Consider the following 17342-nt stretch of genomic DNA (forward strand, 5'->3'; position numbering starts at 1 on the left):
CGCCAGGCGGATGCGGACCTCGCGGGCGCCGGAGTGCTTGGCGGCGTTGGCGAGCAGTTCCGCGACGGCGAAGTAGCCCGCGGACTCCACGGGGGCGGGCAGGCGGTGGGGCAGCTCGGCCTCGACGTGCACGTCGAGGTGGCTGTCCAGGGCCAACGACCGTACGGCGTCGCCGAGTCCGCGGTCGGCCAGGATCGGCGGCAGGACCCCGTGCACCAGGTCGCGCAGGTCCTGCAGGGCCCGCTGCGCGGTGGCGCGCACCTCCTCCAGCCGCGCCCGCGCCGCCCGCGGGTCGGAGTCGAGGAGGCGGGTCGCCTCGTCCAGGGTCATGCCGAGGGCCACCAGCCGCGCCTGCGCCCCGTCGTGCAGGTCCCGCTCGATGCGTCGCAGTTCGGCGGCCTGTACGTCGAGGGCGTCGGCCCGGGTCTCGGCCAAGTGCTCGATGCGGCGTACGAGTTCGACCGTGTACGGCTCCGCGAGGAGGCGCCGGCTCCAGCGGGCGTGCAGCCGCAGCACCACGGGCGCGAGGCGCAGTCCGGCCGCCACGAAGCAGAGGCCGAGGAGGAGCGCGGCGAGCATGCGGGCGCGGGAGTCGACCGGAATGAAGGCGTACCAGTTGCCGTCGCCGACGAGCCGCCAGATGAACGGCTGCACGGCCGCGCCGAAGACCCCGTACTCGACGAGGGCCAGCGGCACCGCCACCAGCAGGCCGCCGATCCAGGGCTCCGCCCACGCCCAGCGCAGGTCGCGCCAGAAGCCCTCGTCGCCGAGTACGGCGGTGGCGCGCCTGCGCCGGTTTGCCGTGGCGTCGAGGGCGAGCGGGTCGGGCGGGTCGGGCGCGGTGATGTGGGTGCCCGTCCAGTGCTCGGCCCAGGTGCGGTAGCGGTCGGACAGGCGGCGCAGGACGGTTGCGGCGGCCGGCAGCAGCGGGAAGCCCGCCCCGACGGGCAGCAGGAGCAGTACGCCCACGACGAGCGCGCCGGCGGCGGAGACCGCGAAGGCGGTCAGCGAGAGCACCTGGCAGCGTCCGACGTCGGCCAGGGCTCGCCTGAGACCGAGCAGCCCGGCCCTGATGCCCGGCAGCCAGCCCCCGATCCCCGGCAGCCTGCCCCTGAGGCCCGGTCGCCCGCCCCGCCGTGCCATGACCACCCGTCGTTCCGCCACGTCAGCGCGCCCCGTGCGCCGCCACCGACGTGATCCTAACGGCGGCCCGGATCCAGGGGATCGACACGGCCAGGCAGGCACCGGCGAACAGCACCATGGGCAGCACGGCCCCGGTCTCCTCGTCCATGAACAGCAGCATCCCGAGGTTGACCAGGGTGTGGAAGCCACCCGCGAGCAGCAGCCGGTTCGTCCGTACGCGCTCCAGGGCGAGGCCGAGGACGACGGACATGGCGACCGTGGCCGTCAGGAACGCGGCCGCGTACGCCGGGGCCCGGACGAAGACCTGCACGTGCCACACCCCCCAGACCACGCCCACCAGCGCGGACGCGGTGAGCGGGCCGAAGCGGGTGCGCAGCAGGGGCTGCAGCAGGCAACGCCAGCCGATCTCCTCGCCGCAGGCGCCGACGAGTTGTGCCACGACGACCAGGAGGAACGGGTACGGCAGGGTCCGCGGATCGGTGACGGGGACGGAGCCCGCCACCACCGCGTACGCGCCCGCGCCCATCGCGGTGATCAGTACGGCGGTGAGCAGCAGCAGCGGCCCCCGGCCGGTGTCGGCCCGCTCCCCCGCCGCAGCCGCGCCCGCACCCGGCAGGGCTCCCGCGAGCCGGCGCCGGATCCGGCCGGGCCACAGGAGGGCCACCGCCGCGACGGCCGCGGCGGGCCCGAACTGGGTCAACTGCACCACCTCCGGCGGAATCCCGGTCGCGGGCTGCACGGCGCCGCACGCCCCCGCCGCCACGAACGCGACGGCCAGGAACACGCCCGCCTCCGCCTTCCACGCCCTCGACGCCGCCCTGGGCCCGCCCCGCCCGTCCCGTGCGTCTTGCCCGTCCCACGCGTCCCGCGCGTCGCGTTCCTTCAACTCCATCGGCTCCGGCATTCCGCCCGGCCCCCTGCCCGTCGATCGGTCCCGGCGCGTCCGTCGCGCCGCACCTCCGACTCTGCCGCCCGGCGCCCGCGCTGCACCTGCACGTAGCTGCCGGACGGGGTGTACCCAGGTACACCCCGTCGTCGCGGCCGCAGCCGCAGCCGCTACCGCTGCTCCCTGCCGAGCCGCCAGATGCGGAGTTCGCCGGAATCGGCCGAACGGCGCGGCTGTTCGGTGAAGCCGAGGCGGGCCGGGACGGCGCCGCTGGCGTGGTTGGCCGGGTCGTGGACGATCTCGACGTGGTCGACGCCGGGCAGGCGGAAGGCCTCGTCGACCAGGGCGCGGGCGGCCCGGGTCACCACCCCGCGGCCCGTGGCGGCGGGGTGCAGCCAGTAGCCGATCTCGATGCAGTCCGCAGGCGTGTCCTCGTGCCGGACCAGCGCGCAGGAGCCGACGATCGCCCCGTCCAGCACGATCGCGTAGCTGTACTCCTCGCCGCTCGCCCAGCGTTCGGGCCGGCCGGCCAGGAACTCGCGGGTCCTGGCCGGGCTGTGCTCGACGGCCCAGGGCATCCAGGGGCGCAGGTGCTCCAGCGACTCCTGGACGACGCGGAGGAACTCCGGCAGGTCCGCCTCGGCGTCGAAGGTGCGCAGCGTCAGGTCGTCCAGGTCTATGACCTGCTGGGGAAGGCTCATAGGGGGAGGATCGTATGCGGCCGCCACCGCAGGCAACCAGGATTCCGCGCGCACCCGACACCGGGCCGCAGGACGTCCCGGGCGGTGACTCAGGAGATGCCGTACCACTGGCTGGCCCAGCCGGTGTTGATGGTGCCGGTGGACTGCTCGGCGAGGTTCACGGTGGCCGGCAGGGAGGTCTGGCCGGTCAGGACGGTGCTGTAGCGCAGGTTCGGCGGGGTCAGGCCGGCGTTGACCGAGATGCCGGCGCCGGTGGCCTTGAGGGTGAGGGCGTTGGTGGCCCAGTTGCCGTTGAGGAGGAGGGCGATGAAGTAGGTGCCGGGGGCGGCGGTGAACGGCTTGGCGAGCGGGAGCGGCTTGGCGACGGCGTCGGTCATCAGCTGCGGTGAGATGTCCGCGGTGGACGCGCGCAGGGTGCCGCCGGCGTCGTACACGCCGAGGTAGCAGTCGGAGAGCTGGGCGTTGGGGTCGAGGCCGGCGAGCCCGAGCCAGATGTTGGACCAGGTGATCTGCTCGCGCAGCACGATCCGCACCAGGGTGACCCGGCCGCCGACTCCGGCCGCGGACTGGGCGGTCACGTGGCCCGCGTCGTTGGGGTCGCCGGTCCAGGCCAGGAGGTTCTGGTCCTGCGGGCGGGGGCCCTCGTACGCGGAGCCGCCTGCCGGTACGGGGGCGGGGGCGGCGGCCGTGCTGCCCGCGGCCGGTCGCGGGCTGCTGTCGGAGGCGGTGCAGCCGGTCAGGAGCAGCAGGGCCGTGAGCGCGGCGGCGAGGCCGGTGGAGACGGTGGTGGTACGGGTGCGCATGGTCCCCCCATGACGTGCGGATGTGCGAGGAGGCCATGGTCACACGCCGCGGCCGCTGCCCGGCGCGGGGCATCGGCCGGCCGGCCGATGCCCGGCCCGCGAACAACGCGAAGGCCCCGGCCTCCACAGGGAGGCCGGGGCCTTGATCGAGCGCTGGGCAGGCCTTGCACCTGCATCCCCCCACAGGAAGTGGGGTGCCTTTCCTTGGACCACCAACGCCGGGCCGGCTACCGCTTGTCGCGGCCGCGAGCTCGAGATTGATCTTAGCGCACGAACCGGCCCGCTGCACACCCACCGCGCTGGCCGGATCCTGACGGCCTGTGGCCGGACGGCGCGCACCGGGAGCCGGGCCGCCTCGGACGAGCCCGTCGACTACCGCACCCAGGACGTCGCCGAGACGGTCCGCGACGTCGACGTCGTCCTGGATGCGATCGGGGGTGCCAACGCGGCCCGCTCCCTGCGCACCTGCGCCCGGGCGGGCGATACGCCTCGGCGTCCGCCCCCGGCGGAAGAGCCGGTCGGGGACGGACGCCGAGGGCGTGCGTTCAGGAGACGGTGATGAACCGGGCGGTGCTCGGCACCCCTTGGGCGTCGAGGGCGAAGAGCATGTAGGTGCCCGGCAGGACCACGCCCTTGTCGGCCGGGAGGGACACGGTGTAGGTGCCGGTCCCGGTGGCCGTGGAGACCAGCGGGACCCGCCGCTGGTCGTTGTCGGTGGAGTGGGTCGCGGCCGCGGCCCGCATCAGGACGAAGGAGGCCACCGGCCCCTCGGTGGCGACGGTGAGCGTCGTACCGGCGGCGGCCCGGGGCGGTACTCCGCCGGTGATGACCGGGCGGGCCTTGGGCGAGCCGTCCGCGTTCAGCAGGTACGGCGGCGTGAACACGGCCCCGTCGGCATGGTTGGTGGCGCAGTCGCCGCACAGCCCGCCGCCGCCGGAGAAGATCCGCCCGTCGGGCAGCAGGTTCGCCACGCTGTGGTAGTTGCGCGGGATGGCCATGGTGGCGAGCGGGGTGAAGCTGCCGGTGGCCGGGTCCCAGAGCTCGGGGGTCAGCACGGACGTGGCGTCGCTGAAGGGCACAGGGTAGGCCTGCCCGCCGAACACGGCGACCTTGCCGTCGGGCAGGACGACGCTGTTGCCGAAGGCGCGGGCGTAGCCCATGTCGCCCGTGCGGGCGGCCTGGACCTGGCTCCCGTCGATGTTCACGGTGTACGCGCGCCGGGTGGCCGGCGTCTTCTCGTACGCGGGCGCGCCGCCCAGGGTGAGCAGCTTGCCGATGTCGTAGGCGACGGCGTTGCCGGTCATGGCGTCCTGGCTGTCGGCCCGGGTGCCGGCGGAGGTGATGCTGCCGTTCCCCCCGGTCGTGATCCAGTTCATCTGCTTGCTCGGGCCGAGCTGGAGCACCTTGCCGCCCGAGGTCGCGTGCAGCCACATGTGGTTGTCGGCGCGGTAGGCGCCGGCCGGGTCGGCCGTCAGGGCCGGGGCGGCGGGGACGCCGGGGAGCTTGCGCCAGGTGCGGGTGTCCGGGGACCAGACCTCGCCGGCCTTGTCGCCGGTGGCCCCGCTCCAGGATCCGCCGAGGACGAAGGCCTCGCCGGTGGAGAGCAGGGTCATCGCCTGGTAACCGCGGGCGATGTTCATGCTGGCGGTCGCGGACCAGGTGTCGGCGGCCGGGTCGTAGATGCTCGCCTTCTCGGCGTTGCTGCCGCCGGTGACGAGCACGCGGCCGTCGGCGAGCATCGCTATGCCCGGGCAGAACATGTCGTGGCCGGTGTTGTCGATGCGGCGCTGGGTGACCTTGCCGGTCTTCAGGTCGAGGATCGCGGTCTGCGTGTAGCCGTTGCTGCCGCCGAAGCGGTCGACCGCGTACGCCGACCAGGCCAGCAGCTTGTCGCCCGGCAGGACGGCGGTGGCCACCGGAACCAGCGGGAAGCCGGTGATCCGGTCCCAGGAGCCGTGGGCGGCGGGGTTGGCCGGTCCGCTCAGGCGTATCTCCGCGGCGGAGGTCCAGGGCCCGCGGTTGCCGGCCTCGCCGGTCACGGTCAGGCGTACGTAGCGGGCGTTCTCGGTGCGGGTGAAGGTGGCGGTCTTGACGGTGTCGTCGTCGCGCCAGGTGCCCGCTGCCACGGGTGCGCCGAAGGTGGTGCCGTCGGTGCTGGTGGTGATGGTGTACGCGCCTGCGCGCCCGTTGGGGCCGTCGTTGCGGGGCTGGTAGACGAGGGCGGAGACGGCCGCCGTGCGGTGCATGTCGATGGTGATGCTGTGCGGCAGCGGGGCCGGGGTCCCGGACCACCTGCTGTGCCAGATGGTGGCGGCGTCGCCGTCGAGGACGTTGGCGGCGCGGCCGTTCTCCCCGGTGGTCTCCTCGTCGCTCGCCGCGGCCGTCCATCCGGTCCGGGGCAGGTCGACGGTGGCGGCCGGGGTGCCGGGGTCGCCGAGCAGGTTGAGCTCCGCGGCGGAGGTCCACGGGCCGCGGTTGCCGGCCTCGGTGAGGGCGGTGAGCCGGACGAACCGGGCGCCCTGCGGGGCGAATCCGAGCGTCTTGGCGCTCGCGTCGTCCGCGAGGGTGCCGGTGGCGACCGGACTGCCCCAGTTCTGGCCGTCGGCGCTCACGCTGATGCTGTACTCCCCGACGCGTCCGTTCGGCCCGTCGGTGCGGGGCTGGTAGACGAGCGCGGAGACCACGGCCGTGCGGTGCATGTCGACGGTGATGCTGTGCGGCAGCGGGGCGGCCGTGGCGGTCCACTTGCTGTGCCAGATGGTGGCCGTGTTGCCGTCGAGGACGTTGGCCGCGCGGCCGTTCTCACCGGTGGTCTCCTCGTCGCTCGCCGTGGCGGTCCATCCGGTCCGGTCGAGGACGGGGGCCGACGGCTCCATGGCGTTCGCCGGGGCGACGCCGTGGTGCGGCGACTGCTTCGCCGTCTGCTGGTCGAAGGGCACCGGGGCGGGCCGGGGAGTCGGGCCGCGGCCGCCCGGCCCCGGGCTCGCCACACCGAGCCAGGGGGTGACCCCGACGAGCAGCGAGCCGAGGGCGAAGGCGATGAGCAGATGCGAACGGCGTAACGCTCGGGCAAGCGCGCGGATACCTCTGGGCTGCAATCGGACCTCCTGGGGCGAACCATGGACCGTGAACCGACACGGGCCCCTAGAACATAGGTCAGTGCAGCTCAACCAAGCTGTGCGAATAGCCGAGTTGGCGGGAATCCGCGCGCCGCTCCATCTCACGCCGTCGTCGGTACGCCCGCGTTGGCGAGGACCTCGCGCGCGGGCAGCGCCACGCTCTGGGCGGCGGTCAGGCCGGAGGCCGCCAGGTGCGCGTCCGCGATCCGCAGCCCGGCCGCATATCCGGCGAAGTCGGGCAGTCCCACGGGCTGCTGCCCCATGCGCTGCGCGGTGGCGTCTCCGTACACGTACGCGGGCAGGTTCTGCATCCCGGCCACGTCGATCGCGGCGACGATCCTCTCGTAGGCGGCGTCCGCGTCCGGGCCGGTCAGCGTGGTCGCCCAGGGGCCGATCGCCTGCTCGCCGGCCAGCTCGCGGACGAACGCCTCGGCCAGCCCTTCGGCCACGACCTGCTCGCCGACGGTGACGGCCGCCGGGTCCCAGACCACGTTGGCGTAGCGGACGTTGTGGTGGAGCTCGTGGGCGGCCGCGTAGCCGATCTTCGCCAGGCTGGTCGGGGTGGGCCACATCGTCAGCTGGATCGCCCCCGGGAAGCCGCCCATGCCGAGGTAGCCGGCGTTGCGGACCGTCAGCAGCTCGTCGTCGGGGTTGCCGAGGACCAGGACGACGTGCACGGTCTCGGCGCTCCCGACGCCGGGTGCCGCTTCGCGCAGCCGCTGCGCCGCCGCGGCGAGGCAGGTCTCGATGCGGTCCCACACCCGCGCCTCCTGCATCTGCCGCAGGGCCGCCCGATAGCGGGGGTCCTCCTGGTCGATCCGGAAGCCACTGCCCATCCGGTGCATCAGGACGGCGTCAACGCCGGCAACCGGGGACATCACGTTCTGCAGAGGGGCGAGCATCTCGCGCAGGGCGTCGGGCCGCTCCGCCATCGGGCGCTGGAGGAGGTCGAGCATGGCGGACGCCGTGTCATGAACAACGATCTTCATGCCCCGGACGCTAAGACCTCACGTTGCGGGAGGAGCAACCCCGGCATGCGGAGCAGTCCCCTCCGCGGGTTCCGGCGGTGGCGCGCCCCCTCCCTTCGAGTGGTGTCGCCCACATCCGCCATGTGCTGTTTCCAAGGCACCACGGCCGGGCGACACTTCGATCCCCAGGACGAAACGGGATACCGGCCTTGCGCCCTCAAGTCGGGGCGCTCCACGTGGAGTTGCCGGGCCCGAAATACGCGGGGCCGTTGTCGGAGGGGGGTGGCACCATCTGGGCCGGTGGTCCCATCAGCTACAGGGGGTAGGCATGGAGAGCACGCGTACGTACGCATGGCCGCGCGGGGCGGAGGCGGCGGACGGCGAGGCGCTGGAGCGCTGGCTGGCCGGCCACGGCTGGGAGGTCGACCCGACGGTGTTCATGGCCGGCGCGCTGGGTCTGGCGGTCCAGGTCCGGCGGATCGGGTCCGGGCCGGACGGCGAGGCCGGGCTGCTGATCCTGCCGGGCGAGACCGTGGAGTTCGCCGGGGACCGGATGCGGATCGCTCCCCGCACCCTGGCGGGCGCGTGCCCGGCAGCCCGGGCCTGCGCTTAGGGCCTGTCCGGCCCTGATCCGCCGGACAGGCCCTGGCTGACCCGGCCGGCCGGGAAGGCACGCACGGCCCGCCCCCGGTCGCACGACGGGGGCGGGCCGCTCGGCGGCTGCGGTTACTGCGCCATCTCGTACGCCCCGGCCAGGGCCTCGACCCGCTCCCAGACGCGCGCCGACCGCGCCTCGTCGACGACGGGGCGGCGGACCGCGTCGAGGGCCCAGCGCTGCTGCTCCTCGGTGGCGGAGTCCTTGCCGTGCAGTTCGACGGCGTGGCCGGAGAAGTCCCGTACGAGGACGGAGAAGAGCTCGTCGAGCACGGAGGCGTCCAGGTCCGTCAGGCGGGCCTGCTCCAGGATGAGCTGGCCGTGCACCACCAGCGCGAACAGCTGGCCGACGGAGAGGAGGAAGTCGAGGTCGCGGCTCTGCTCCTCGTCGGGGGCCATGGTGGCGACGAACTCGCAGAGGGCGTCGGCCTGCTCGCGGAACCGGGCCACGTTCGGGATCTCGGCGTAGGCGTCGAAGGCGGGGCGCCAGTCGTGGAAGCGCACGGAGCCCAGGCCGCGGGCCGGTCCCTGCCGGAAGAGGAAGTCGTCGTCCGCCGCGTCGAGGCGGGTCGGCACGGCGGGGTACTCGACCGGCTCCAGGAGGTGGTTGCGCATGAACTTGAGGATCAGCGCGAGGTTGACGTGGACCGTGCCCTCCAGCTTGGGCAGGCCCCGGATCTCGACGGCGGCCTGGGCGAAGTAGTTGTCCTTCTCGAAGCCCTTGGCTGCGATGACGTCCCACATCAGGTCGATGACCTTCTCGCCCTCCGTGGTCACCTTCATCTTCGTCATCGGGTTGAAGAGCAGGTAGCGGCGGTCCTCGGGGCCGGCCGAGCGGAAGTAGTCCACGGCGCGGTCGCTGAACAGCTTCATGCCGACGAGGCGGACGTAGGCGTCGGCGAGCTCGCGGCGCACGTGCGGGAAGGCGGTGACGGGGCGGCCGTAGAGGACGCGGCCCCGGGCGTGGGTGACGGCCTCGTACATCGCGTGCTCGCAGATGCCGATCGAGGCCGTGCAGAGGTTGAACTTGCCCACGTTGACGGTGTTGAGGGCGGCGTCGAAGGCGGCGCGGCCGGTGTGCAGGACGTCCTCCCCGGAGACCGGGTAGTTCTCCAGGCGGAACTCGCTGACGAACTTGGAGGACGGGACGACGTTCTTGACCAGGTGGTAGTCGGGGTGGCGGCTGTCGGCGGCGAAGAAGACGTACCCGTCCGGGCCCTCGACGTCGGTGCGGCGGCCGAAGACGGAGACGAGTCCGGCGGCATTGCCGTTGCCGATGTAGTACTTGGAGCCGGTGGCGCGGAAGCCGCCGTTGCCGTCGGGCTCCAGCAGCATGTCGGTGGAGTAGATGTCGGCGCCGTGCGTCTTCTCGGAGAGCCCGAACGCCATGACCTCGCCCTGGGTGAGGAGTTCGGCGGCGCGGGCGCGGGCGGCGGCGTTGTCGCTCTGCCAGACCGGGCCGAGGCCGAGGATGGTCACCTGCCAGGCGTACCAGTAGTCGAGGCCGTAGAACCCGAGGATCTCGTTGAGCGCGGCGATGCGGGCGGTGTCCCAGCGCTGGTCCGGCTGCCCGGCGGCGGAGGCCGGGGTGAGGAAGGTGGCGAACAGCCCTTCCTTGGCGGCGAAGGCGAGGAAGTCCGCCAGCCAGGCGCGGGAGTGGTAGTCCTCGATCAGCCGGCGCTTGCCGCGCTCCTCGAACCAGTCGACGGTGGCGCGCAGCAGCCTGCGGGTCTCGGGGTCGAAGTGCGCCGGGTCGTAGGTGTGCGGGTTGAACAGCAGGGCGTCGGCCATCGAGGGTCGCCTTCCGGGGTCGGGAGTTGAGGGGTGCGGAAGCGGATGCGGTGCGGTGGAGCGGGGGGTGCGGTGCGCTGGGCGCTCCGGCGGTGCGGCGGCGCTCCGGCGGTGCGGCGGCGCTCGGCGGTGCGGCGGCGTTCAGGCGGACGGCGGTGTCGCCCGGCCGCCGCCGAGCCGGTGGAGGGTGGCGAGGACGTCGTCGAGCCAGGCGATCGTCATCCGCTCGTACGCGATGCCGCCGCGCAGCACCACGTGCTGGAGCTCTTGGCCCGCGTCCAGCGGCGCCGGGGCGTCGGGGCCGGTGAAGTCGCGCAGCTCGCCGGCGAGGTAGTGCGCCAGCCGGTCGCTGTGCACCCGGTGGTGGCGTTCCACCTCGCGGACCAGGGCGGCCGGGTCGTCGAAGGCCGCGCCGCGGATCTTCACGGCGAGGTCGTGGCGCATGCTCTCGGGCTCGATCGGCTCGTGCAGCCACCGGGAGAGGACGGCGCGCCCGGGGTCGGCGACGGAGTACTCCTTCTTGTCCGGCCGGCCCTGCTGTGGCACCTCGCGCACGGCGAGGAGGCCTTCGTTCTCCATGCGCTTGAGCACGCGGTAGATCTGCTGGTGCGTGGCGGTCCAGAAGTAGCCGATGGACCGCTCGAAACGCCGGGCCAGCTCATAGCCGGAACCCGGCTTCTCCAGCAGGGAGACGAGGATCGCGTGGTCGAGCGCCATGCTCCGATCCTTCTATGCAACGAGTTGCATAGGCAAGGGCGGGCGGCCGGGTGAGACGCGGCTCACGCCCGCGGGGCCGGGAGGCCGGGACGCCGCGAGGCCGGGACGCCGGGAGGCCGGCGGTCAGGAGGAGGCGCTGAAGGCGGTGGCGCGCACGGTGTTCCCGCAGAGCGCGAAATCGCCGCCGTCGTCGGGGGCGAGCTGGAACCGGCCGCCTGCGATGCCCACGACCAGCGAGGGCGCGACGGTCGGGTGGGCGCCCGAGGCGCAGTACCCGTCGGCCTCGCCGAGGACCGGGATGAAGGAGACGCGGGTCTCGGCAGCGCCGCCGACCCGCAACTGGACCGGCCGTGCGGTGCCCTGGCGGTTGACAGTGAGGGCCTTGCTCCGGCCGGGCGCGCCCAGACCGGCGACGGCGAGGGTCGGGTGGCCGGTGAGGACGCACGGCCTCGGGCCCTCGTTGATGACGGTGATCCGCAGCTGGGTCGAGCCGAGCCGGGCGGCACTGTTCGCCACCAGCTGGGTGCCGCGGCATGCGGCTACGGGGGCGGCTGCACGTGCGGCGGCGGACACCGGCGTGCTGCCCGCGGGTGCGGCCGCGGCCGTGGCGGCAGTCGGCCCTGCGCCGGTGGCGAGCGCGCCGAACAAGGCGGCCGCTGCGAGGAGACCGCGGCACCGGCCACGGGCCGCGCCGCCGCCCTTTCCTGCCTGGGTCATGGCTGTTCTCCCTGAGGTGGCGGTTGGGGAGAGGGCGGGAGCGCCGGCCGTACGCGCCGCCCCCTCCCAGCCTGGCACCGTCCCGGTCGCCATGCCCGCCGGCCGGGCCGCCGCGGCAGGGCGGCGACCCCGGGGGGAGGGAGGGGGAGGGATCAGAACGCGAAGACGGCGTTGCCGTTCAGAGTGGCGTTCATGGCGCACGCGTTGCCGAAGGTGTGCTTCCAGGAGACGCGGCTGCCCTGCCAGATGCCGTCCGCGGTCACGGTGACGGGGTCGTAGTGCATCGGACAGGCCCGGTCCGGGCTCGGGGCGGCCAGCAGGCGGTCGAAGGCGCCGTCCGTGGAATTCAGGGCGGCGCAGGCGGCCTTGGGGTCGGGGTGCGTCCCCTGGGCGGTCGGCATGCAGCTGAGGGTGGACGCCCGGACCACGGTGGCCGTGGCGGCGTCGCCACCCTTGGCCACGGCGAAGACCATGGCGGACGGGGCGTACAGGCTGGCGGGCTTGGCCTCCGCCATCCCCGTGGCGCCCGCGAGGCAGAGGAGAGCGGCGGCGGAGACAGCAGCGAAGCGGTGGCGCACGACAAAACCAACTTTCGATTCAAAGGTTGAATGCGGAATTTACTTGCATTACCGCGATCTGGCGCTGCCGATTCTGTCGGATGCGAAGGACGGTCGCATATCGACGGCCGATTTACGGACACAGTGTTCGTATATCGGAGATCGATGAGGTGTTCGGGCAGGTCACGCCGGGTGCGAGCAGCCCGTGGTCGTGCGCGAACAGCATGTGACGGCGAGCGCGACGTGCTGCGTTGGGGCCGCTGACCTGCTCCGCGCCGATTCCGGTTCACCCAACGGACACTCAGCTTGGCCGGATCGGTGCGATGCCGGGGTCCCGGCGGCCTGCGGGTGCGGGGCTGACCCCGATAGGGGAAGCTGTCGGTAGCCGCAGCCCGCCCGTCGGCAGCGGCGGTAAGCGAGCACAAGGAGGGGCCCGTGGAAGCATCGAGAGGCCGTCTCGGCGCCGACGCCACCACCGCCACCACCACCGGCGCCCTGGTGGCCCGGGCGCGGGCCGCGGCCCTGGTCTTCCTGGCGGTGACGTTCGCCGCGGCGCCGGTCCCGGCCTCGGCGGCCCCCGCGCGGGACCCGTCGGTGGTCGTGGTCGTCGACTGCTTCGGTGGCGCGCACGTGCGGCCCGGCGAGTACCTCATCGCCTGCGGCGACGGCAACAGCCGCCTCGTGGGCCTCGACTGGAAGAGCTGGGGCACGCGGACCGCCACGGCGACCGGCACCAACCTGGTCAACGACTGCCAACCCTATTGCGCGGCCGGCAAGTTCCGCCCGTACCCGGTGCAGGTGACCCTCAGCCGCCCGGCGACGTGGCCGGCCCGCCCCGGCACCGACCGCTACACCTCGCTCCGCCTGGTGTACCCGGACACGGCGCCGCCCCCGCTGGCGCACGACGTCACCTACAAGCTGGTGTACTGACTGCACCCCACGGGAAGACCCGGCCCCGTGTCGCCGACAGAGCGGCGCGGGGCCGTGACGCGCTAGCGTCGGAGGGGTGGAGCTTCTGCTCATGTCCGACACGCACCTGCCGGTGCGCGCCAAGGCCCTGCCCGCCGAGCTGCTTGCGGCGGTGCCGCGTGCCGATGTCGTGGTGCACGCCGGGGACTGGGTCGACACGGCCACGCTGGACCTGCTGGAGGCCCGTGCGCGCCGGCTGGTCGGTGTGTTCGGCAACAACGACGGGCCCGCCCTGCGGGCGCGGCTGCCGGAAGTGGCGTACGCGGAGCTCGGCGGCCTGCGCTTCGGCGTCGTGCACGAGACCGGCCCCGTGCAGGGCCGCGAGCGGCGGTGCGCCGAGCGCTTCCCCGACCTGGACGTACTGGTCTTCGGCCACAGCCACATCCCCTGGGACTCCGTGGCCGACGGTCGGCTGCGGCTGCTCAATCCGGGTTCGCCGACCGACCGGCGGCGCCAGCCGTACTGCACGTACATGACGGTGCGGGTGGCGCAGGGGCGCCTCGCGGAGGTGCAGCTGCACCGGCTGCCCCTGCGGCCGGCCCGGGGGCGCCCGGGCGCCTGACGCGGGCCTGCGCGGACCGGCCCTGGGCGCTCTTCCGGGTCGCCGGGCCATCGGGCAGCATGGCCCGGCGCACCCGCAGCACCCCGACGGCGATCCGGAGGCCCGTGGTGGCATGGCAGCACGATCAGGCAGTGCGGGACGAGCTGTACCGCGACCCCTACGACCTGTACGCCCGGGCCCGCCGGGCCGAGGGGCTGCTGTACGTGCCGGAGCTCGATGCGTGGCTGGTGGCCCGCGACCGGGACGTACGGGAGGTGCTGCGGCGGGCGGAGGACTTCTCCTCCGCCAACGCCCTGCTGCCGGACATACCCCTGTCGGAGGCGGCGTTCGGCGTGCTGGCGGGCGGCTTCGGGCCGCGGCCCACGGTGCTCACCACCGACGGGGCCGCCCACCGCCGCCACCGCGCCCCGCTGAACCGGGGCCTGTCGGCCACGCGGACGGCCGAGCTCGTGCCGTACGCCCGCCGGTGTGCGCGCACGCTGGTGGAGGGCTTCGCCGGCGACGGCTGCGCAGAGCTGGTGGAGGCGTACGCCCGGCAGCTGCCCGGGCAGGTGGTGGGGCGGCTGATCGGCCTCGACCCGGCGGACGTGCCGGTGGCGGTGGCCGGCGGGTACCGGGCCGAGGAGCTGTTCTTCCGGCCGCTCTCCCCGCAGGAGCAGGTGGCCGCCGCCGAGGAGGTGGTGGCCCTCCAGCATCTGCTGGACGGTTACGTGCGCGAGCGGCGCGCCGAGCCCCGGGACGACCTGTGCTCGGACCTGGTGGCCGCCCTCGCCCCCGGGGAGGGGGAGCTGACCCTCGAACAGCGCCACGAGCTGGTGTCGAACCTGCAGAACCTGCTGATCGCCGGCTTCCTCACGACGAGCGCCCTCATCGCCACCACCCTGCTCCACCTGCTGGCCCACCCCGCGCAGTGGCGGGCGCTGTGCGCCGATCCCGGGCTGGTCCCGGCCGCGGTGGAGGAGGGTGCGCGCTTCGACACGGCCGTCCAGGCCTTCCGGCGGACCGTGACGCGGCCGCTGGAGCTCGCCGGGACGAAGCTGGCGGCCGGCGACGCGGTGCTCGTGGCCTACGCCTCCGCCAACCGCGACGAGCAGCGGTACGCGCGGGCCGGGGAGTTCGACATCCGGCGCGCCGGCAACGGGCACCACCTCGCCTTCGGCCACGGCCCCCACGCCTGCCCCGGCGCCCGGCTGGCCCGGCAGCAACTGCGCCTGACGCTGGAGCTGTTCACCCGTACCCTGCCGGACCTCCGCCTGGACGAGTCACGGCCCCGACCGCGGATGCGCCCCACCCTGATCGACCGCTCGCCCGCTGCCCTGCACGTGACGTGGTGACGGCCGGAAAACCGGACCGCTCGTCGTGCTGTAGAGTGGATCTCGAGCTCGCCGCCGTGGATCGTGGTGGCAGGCCCGGCGTTGGTGGTCCAAGGAAAGGCACCCCACTTCCTGTGGGGGGATGCAGGTGCAAGGCCTGCCCAGCGCTCGATCAAGGCCCCGGATTCCTCGTGGAGTCCGGGGCCTTCGTGCTGCCGTCCAGGGGAGGGATCCGCTCCATGGTGTGGAGTGAAGACGAGTACATGGAGAATCTGCTGGGCGAGCGCCGCTCCTATGCGTGGGTCATGCAGCGGTACGGGGGGATGGGCGCGGCCGAGGCCGAGCGGGCGGCCGTGGAGTGCTACCCGTACGAGCCGGCGGACGATGAGTACCGCGGTCTGGTCTTCCACGACGAGGCCTGGCACTGGGCGATGAAGGCGCTCTACGGCCACAACTACGTCAACGAGCGCCCCGAGCTCGTCTGGCCGCCGCCGGAGTACCGCGCGCTCCCGTGATCGGGTGAGTGTCAGGACTCGGCCCGGTCCAGTTCCTCGTCCAGGGCCATGGCCGCCGAGATCAGGGCCAGGTGGGTGAAGGCCTGGGGGAAGTTGCCCAGTTGTTCGCCCGTCGGGGCGATCTCCTCGGCGAACAGGCCGACGTGGTTGGCGTACGTGAGCATCTTGTCGAACGCGTAGCGGGCCATGTCGAGGCGGCCGGCGCGGGCGAGGGCGCTGACGTACAGGAAGGTGCACAGGGAGAAGGTGCCCTCGTCGCCGCCGAGGCCGTCCGGGGAGGCCTTCGGGTCGTAGCGGTGGACCAGGCTGTCGGAGACGAGGTCGGCCTCGATGGCGTCGAGGGTCGACAGCCAGCGGCGGTCCTTCGGGGAGAGGAAGCCGACGGTCGGCATCAGCAGCAGGGAGGCGTCGATGACGTCGCCGTCGAAGTGCTGGACGAAGGCCTTGCGGCGGTCGCTGTACCCGCGCTCCATGACCTGGTGGAAGACGGCGTCCCGGGCCGCGGTCCAGCTGGCCACATCCGCGGGACGGGCCAGTTCGGCGGCGAGCCGGATACCCCGGTCGAAGGCGGCCCAGCACATCAGGCGGCTGTAGGTGAAGTCGCGGCGGCCGCCGCGGGTCTCCCAGATGCCCTCGTCGGGCCGGTCCCATGAGCGGGCCAGCCAGTCGAGGAGGTCGCTGAGGCTCTTCCAGCCGTCGTACCCGGCCAGTTGGGCGAGGTCGGAGGTGTGGCTGAGGGCGAAGACGGCCTCGCCGTAGATGTCGAGCTGGAGCTGCCCGGCGGCGCCGTTGCCGAGCCGCACGGGTGCCGAGCCGCGGTATCCCTCCAGGTGGCCGAGGACCTCCTCGTCGAGGTGCGGGTCGCCGTCGACCCGGTACATGATCTGCAGCGGCTCCCCGGTCACGGTCCTGCTCTTGCCGACGCGCGCCCCGAGCCAGCGCCGGAACGCCTCCGCCTCGTCGCCCATTCCGAGGTCGAGCAGGGCCTTGACCGAGAGGGAGGCGTCGCGCACCCAGGTGTAGCGGTAGTCCCAGTTCCGCTCGCCGCCGATCCGTTCCGGCAGGCCCATGGTGACCGCGGCGACGGGGGCGCCCGTCGGCGCGTACGTCATCAGCTTCAGCGTGATCGCCGAGCGGTTGACCATCTGCTGCCACCGGCCCCGGTACCGGCTGCGGCGCAGCCAGCGGTGCCAGTAGTCGTACGTGGACAGGAACGCGCGGCGGACGTCCGGCGCGGCGAGCGGCTCCGGGGCCGCTGCGGCGGGGTCGTGGCAGACCGTCAGGACGGCCGCCGCCATGTCGCCCTGCGCCAGCTCCGCCTCGCCCTCCACGCCGGGGCCGTCCGCCTCCGCCAGCCGTACCGCGGGGCCCACCTGGAGGAAGGCCGTGAGCTCCGGGCCGGTGAAGCGGGCCGTGTCCGGGCCGAGCGCGAGGGCGTGCGGGGCGCGCCCGTAGTCGAACGCGGGCCGGCATTCGAGCCGGAAGCGGATGCTGCCGCGGGTGACGCGCATGACCCGGAAGATCCGGTGCCGGTCGCCGGGGGCCTCCGCCTCGCCCAGCGGCATGAAGTCGATGACCTCGCCGACGCCGTCCTCGGTCATGAAGCGGGTGACGAGGACGGCGGTGTCCGCCAGGTAGAGCTGGCGGGTGACGGTGCCGGGGGCCTCGACGGTGATGGCGAAGCGGCCGCCGCGGTCGTGGTCCAGGAGGGACGCGAAGAGGCTCGGCGAGTCGAAGCGGGGGGCGCAGAACCAGTCGAGCACGCCCTCCGAGGAGACCAGCGCGGCCGTCCGGAGGTCCCCGATCAGTCCGTGGTCCCCGATCGGCGGATATCGGCGCATCGCAGGTCGTCCCTTCGCAGGCAGGGCCCGTCCCGCCCCGTCGTCGTCCTGCTCTCACGCTACGGTCGCGGGCGCCGCCGGGCACC

16 protein-coding genes and 1 pseudogene are annotated in these 17342 nt (G+C 73.7%); 6 read left to right on the forward strand and 11 right to left on the reverse strand.

What is annotated here, in order from left to right; all coding sequences use genetic code 11:
• From AB0F11_RS29325 to AB0F11_RS29340, 4 genes are all read right to left on the reverse strand, one after another.
• On the reverse strand, window positions 1-1164 hold a 1164-nt coding region (locus AB0F11_RS29325), incomplete at its 3' end, for a sensor domain-containing protein (protein ID WP_362179954.1).
• A gap of 1 nt (window position 1165) precedes the next feature.
• Window positions 1166-1927, reverse strand: a complete 762-nt coding sequence (locus AB0F11_RS29330; RefSeq protein WP_362179957.1) for a CPBP family intramembrane glutamic endopeptidase — start codon at window positions 1925-1927, stop codon at window positions 1166-1168.
• A gap of 272 nt (window positions 1928-2199) precedes the next feature.
• Window positions 2200-2730, reverse strand: a complete 531-nt coding sequence (locus tag AB0F11_RS29335; protein ID WP_362179959.1) for a GNAT family N-acetyltransferase — start codon at window positions 2728-2730, stop codon at window positions 2200-2202.
• 89 nt (window positions 2731-2819) lie between these two features.
• On the reverse strand, window positions 2820-3533 hold the full coding sequence (locus tag AB0F11_RS29340; protein ID WP_362179962.1) for a hypothetical protein: 714 nt from the start codon (window positions 3531-3533) through the stop codon (window positions 2820-2822).
• 358 nt (window positions 3534-3891) lie between these two features.
• Here AB0F11_RS29340 and AB0F11_RS29345 point away from each other — a divergent pair.
• Window positions 3892-4013: pseudogene (locus AB0F11_RS29345) on the forward strand (zinc-binding dehydrogenase); the annotation flags it as partial.
• 65 nt (window positions 4014-4078) lie between these two features.
• On the opposite strand, the gene AB0F11_RS29350 reads toward AB0F11_RS29345, so the two are convergent.
• Complete coding sequence (locus AB0F11_RS29350) at window positions 4079-6631, reverse strand: discoidin domain-containing protein (RefSeq protein ID WP_362179963.1); 2553 nt, start codon at window positions 6629-6631, stop codon at window positions 4079-4081.
• A 122-nt stretch (window positions 6632-6753) separates the two neighbouring features.
• Entirely contained in the window at window positions 6754-7641 is an 888-nt protein-coding gene (locus AB0F11_RS29355; RefSeq protein WP_362179966.1) for a DUF2268 domain-containing putative Zn-dependent protease, read from the reverse strand.
• Between the two features lie 307 nt (window positions 7642-7948).
• Here AB0F11_RS29355 and AB0F11_RS29360 point away from each other — a divergent pair, with 307 nt between their 5' ends.
• Window positions 7949-8233, forward strand: coding sequence for a hypothetical protein (locus AB0F11_RS29360; RefSeq protein ID WP_362179967.1), 285 nt, complete (start codon window positions 7949-7951; stop codon window positions 8231-8233).
• 113 nt (window positions 8234-8346) lie between these two features.
• On the opposite strand, the gene AB0F11_RS29365 is transcribed toward AB0F11_RS29360, so the two are convergent.
• The 4 genes from AB0F11_RS29365 to AB0F11_RS29380 form a co-directional block, all read right to left on the reverse strand.
• Window positions 8347-10065 (reverse strand): acyl-CoA dehydrogenase family protein, encoded by a 1719-nt coding sequence (locus tag AB0F11_RS29365; RefSeq protein WP_362179970.1) that lies wholly within the window; start codon window positions 10063-10065, stop codon window positions 8347-8349.
• Window positions 10066-10206: 141 nt separating this feature from the next.
• On the reverse strand, window positions 10207-10782 hold the full coding sequence (locus tag AB0F11_RS29370) for a PadR family transcriptional regulator (RefSeq protein WP_362179972.1): 576 nt from the start codon (window positions 10780-10782) through the stop codon (window positions 10207-10209).
• Window positions 10783-10905: 123 nt separating this feature from the next.
• Window positions 10906-11499, reverse strand: coding sequence for a DUF4232 domain-containing protein (locus AB0F11_RS29375; RefSeq protein WP_362179975.1), 594 nt, complete (start codon window positions 11497-11499; stop codon window positions 10906-10908).
• A 152-nt stretch (window positions 11500-11651) separates the two neighbouring features.
• Entirely contained in the window at window positions 11652-12077 is a 426-nt protein-coding gene (locus tag AB0F11_RS29380) for a subtilase-type protease inhibitor (RefSeq protein ID WP_362179977.1), read from the reverse strand.
• A 414-nt stretch (window positions 12078-12491) separates the two neighbouring features.
• On the opposite strand from AB0F11_RS29380, the gene AB0F11_RS29385 reads away from it, so the two are divergent.
• The 4 genes from AB0F11_RS29385 to AB0F11_RS29400 all read left to right on the forward strand — a co-directional run bounded on the left by AB0F11_RS29385 (window position 12492) and on the right by AB0F11_RS29400 (window position 15415).
• The gene (locus AB0F11_RS29385) at window positions 12492-12986 is read left to right on the forward strand and encodes a hypothetical protein (protein WP_362179980.1); all 495 of its coding nucleotides are present in this window, start codon (window positions 12492-12494) and stop codon (window positions 12984-12986) included.
• Window positions 12987-13062: 76 nt separating this feature from the next.
• Window positions 13063-13587, forward strand: a complete 525-nt coding sequence (locus AB0F11_RS29390) for a metallophosphoesterase (RefSeq protein ID WP_362179982.1) — start codon at window positions 13063-13065, stop codon at window positions 13585-13587.
• 131 nt (window positions 13588-13718) lie between these two features.
• Window positions 13719-14921, forward strand: coding sequence for a cytochrome P450 (locus AB0F11_RS29395; protein ID WP_362179984.1), 1203 nt, complete (start codon window positions 13719-13721; stop codon window positions 14919-14921).
• 218 nt (window positions 14922-15139) lie between these two features.
• Entirely contained in the window at window positions 15140-15415 is a 276-nt protein-coding gene (locus AB0F11_RS29400; RefSeq protein ID WP_362179987.1) for a hypothetical protein, read from the forward strand.
• A gap of 11 nt (window positions 15416-15426) precedes the next feature.
• Here AB0F11_RS29400 and AB0F11_RS29405 read toward each other — a convergent pair whose 3' ends face one another.
• Window positions 15427-17256, reverse strand: coding sequence for a glycoside hydrolase family 15 protein (locus AB0F11_RS29405; protein WP_362179990.1), 1830 nt, complete (start codon window positions 17254-17256; stop codon window positions 15427-15429).
• Between the last annotated feature and the right edge of the window lie 86 nt (window positions 17257-17342).

It is taken from the genome of Streptomyces sp. NPDC032472 (assembly GCF_040636955.1).
Taxonomy (GTDB): domain Bacteria; phylum Actinomycetota; class Actinomycetes; order Streptomycetales; family Streptomycetaceae; genus Streptomyces.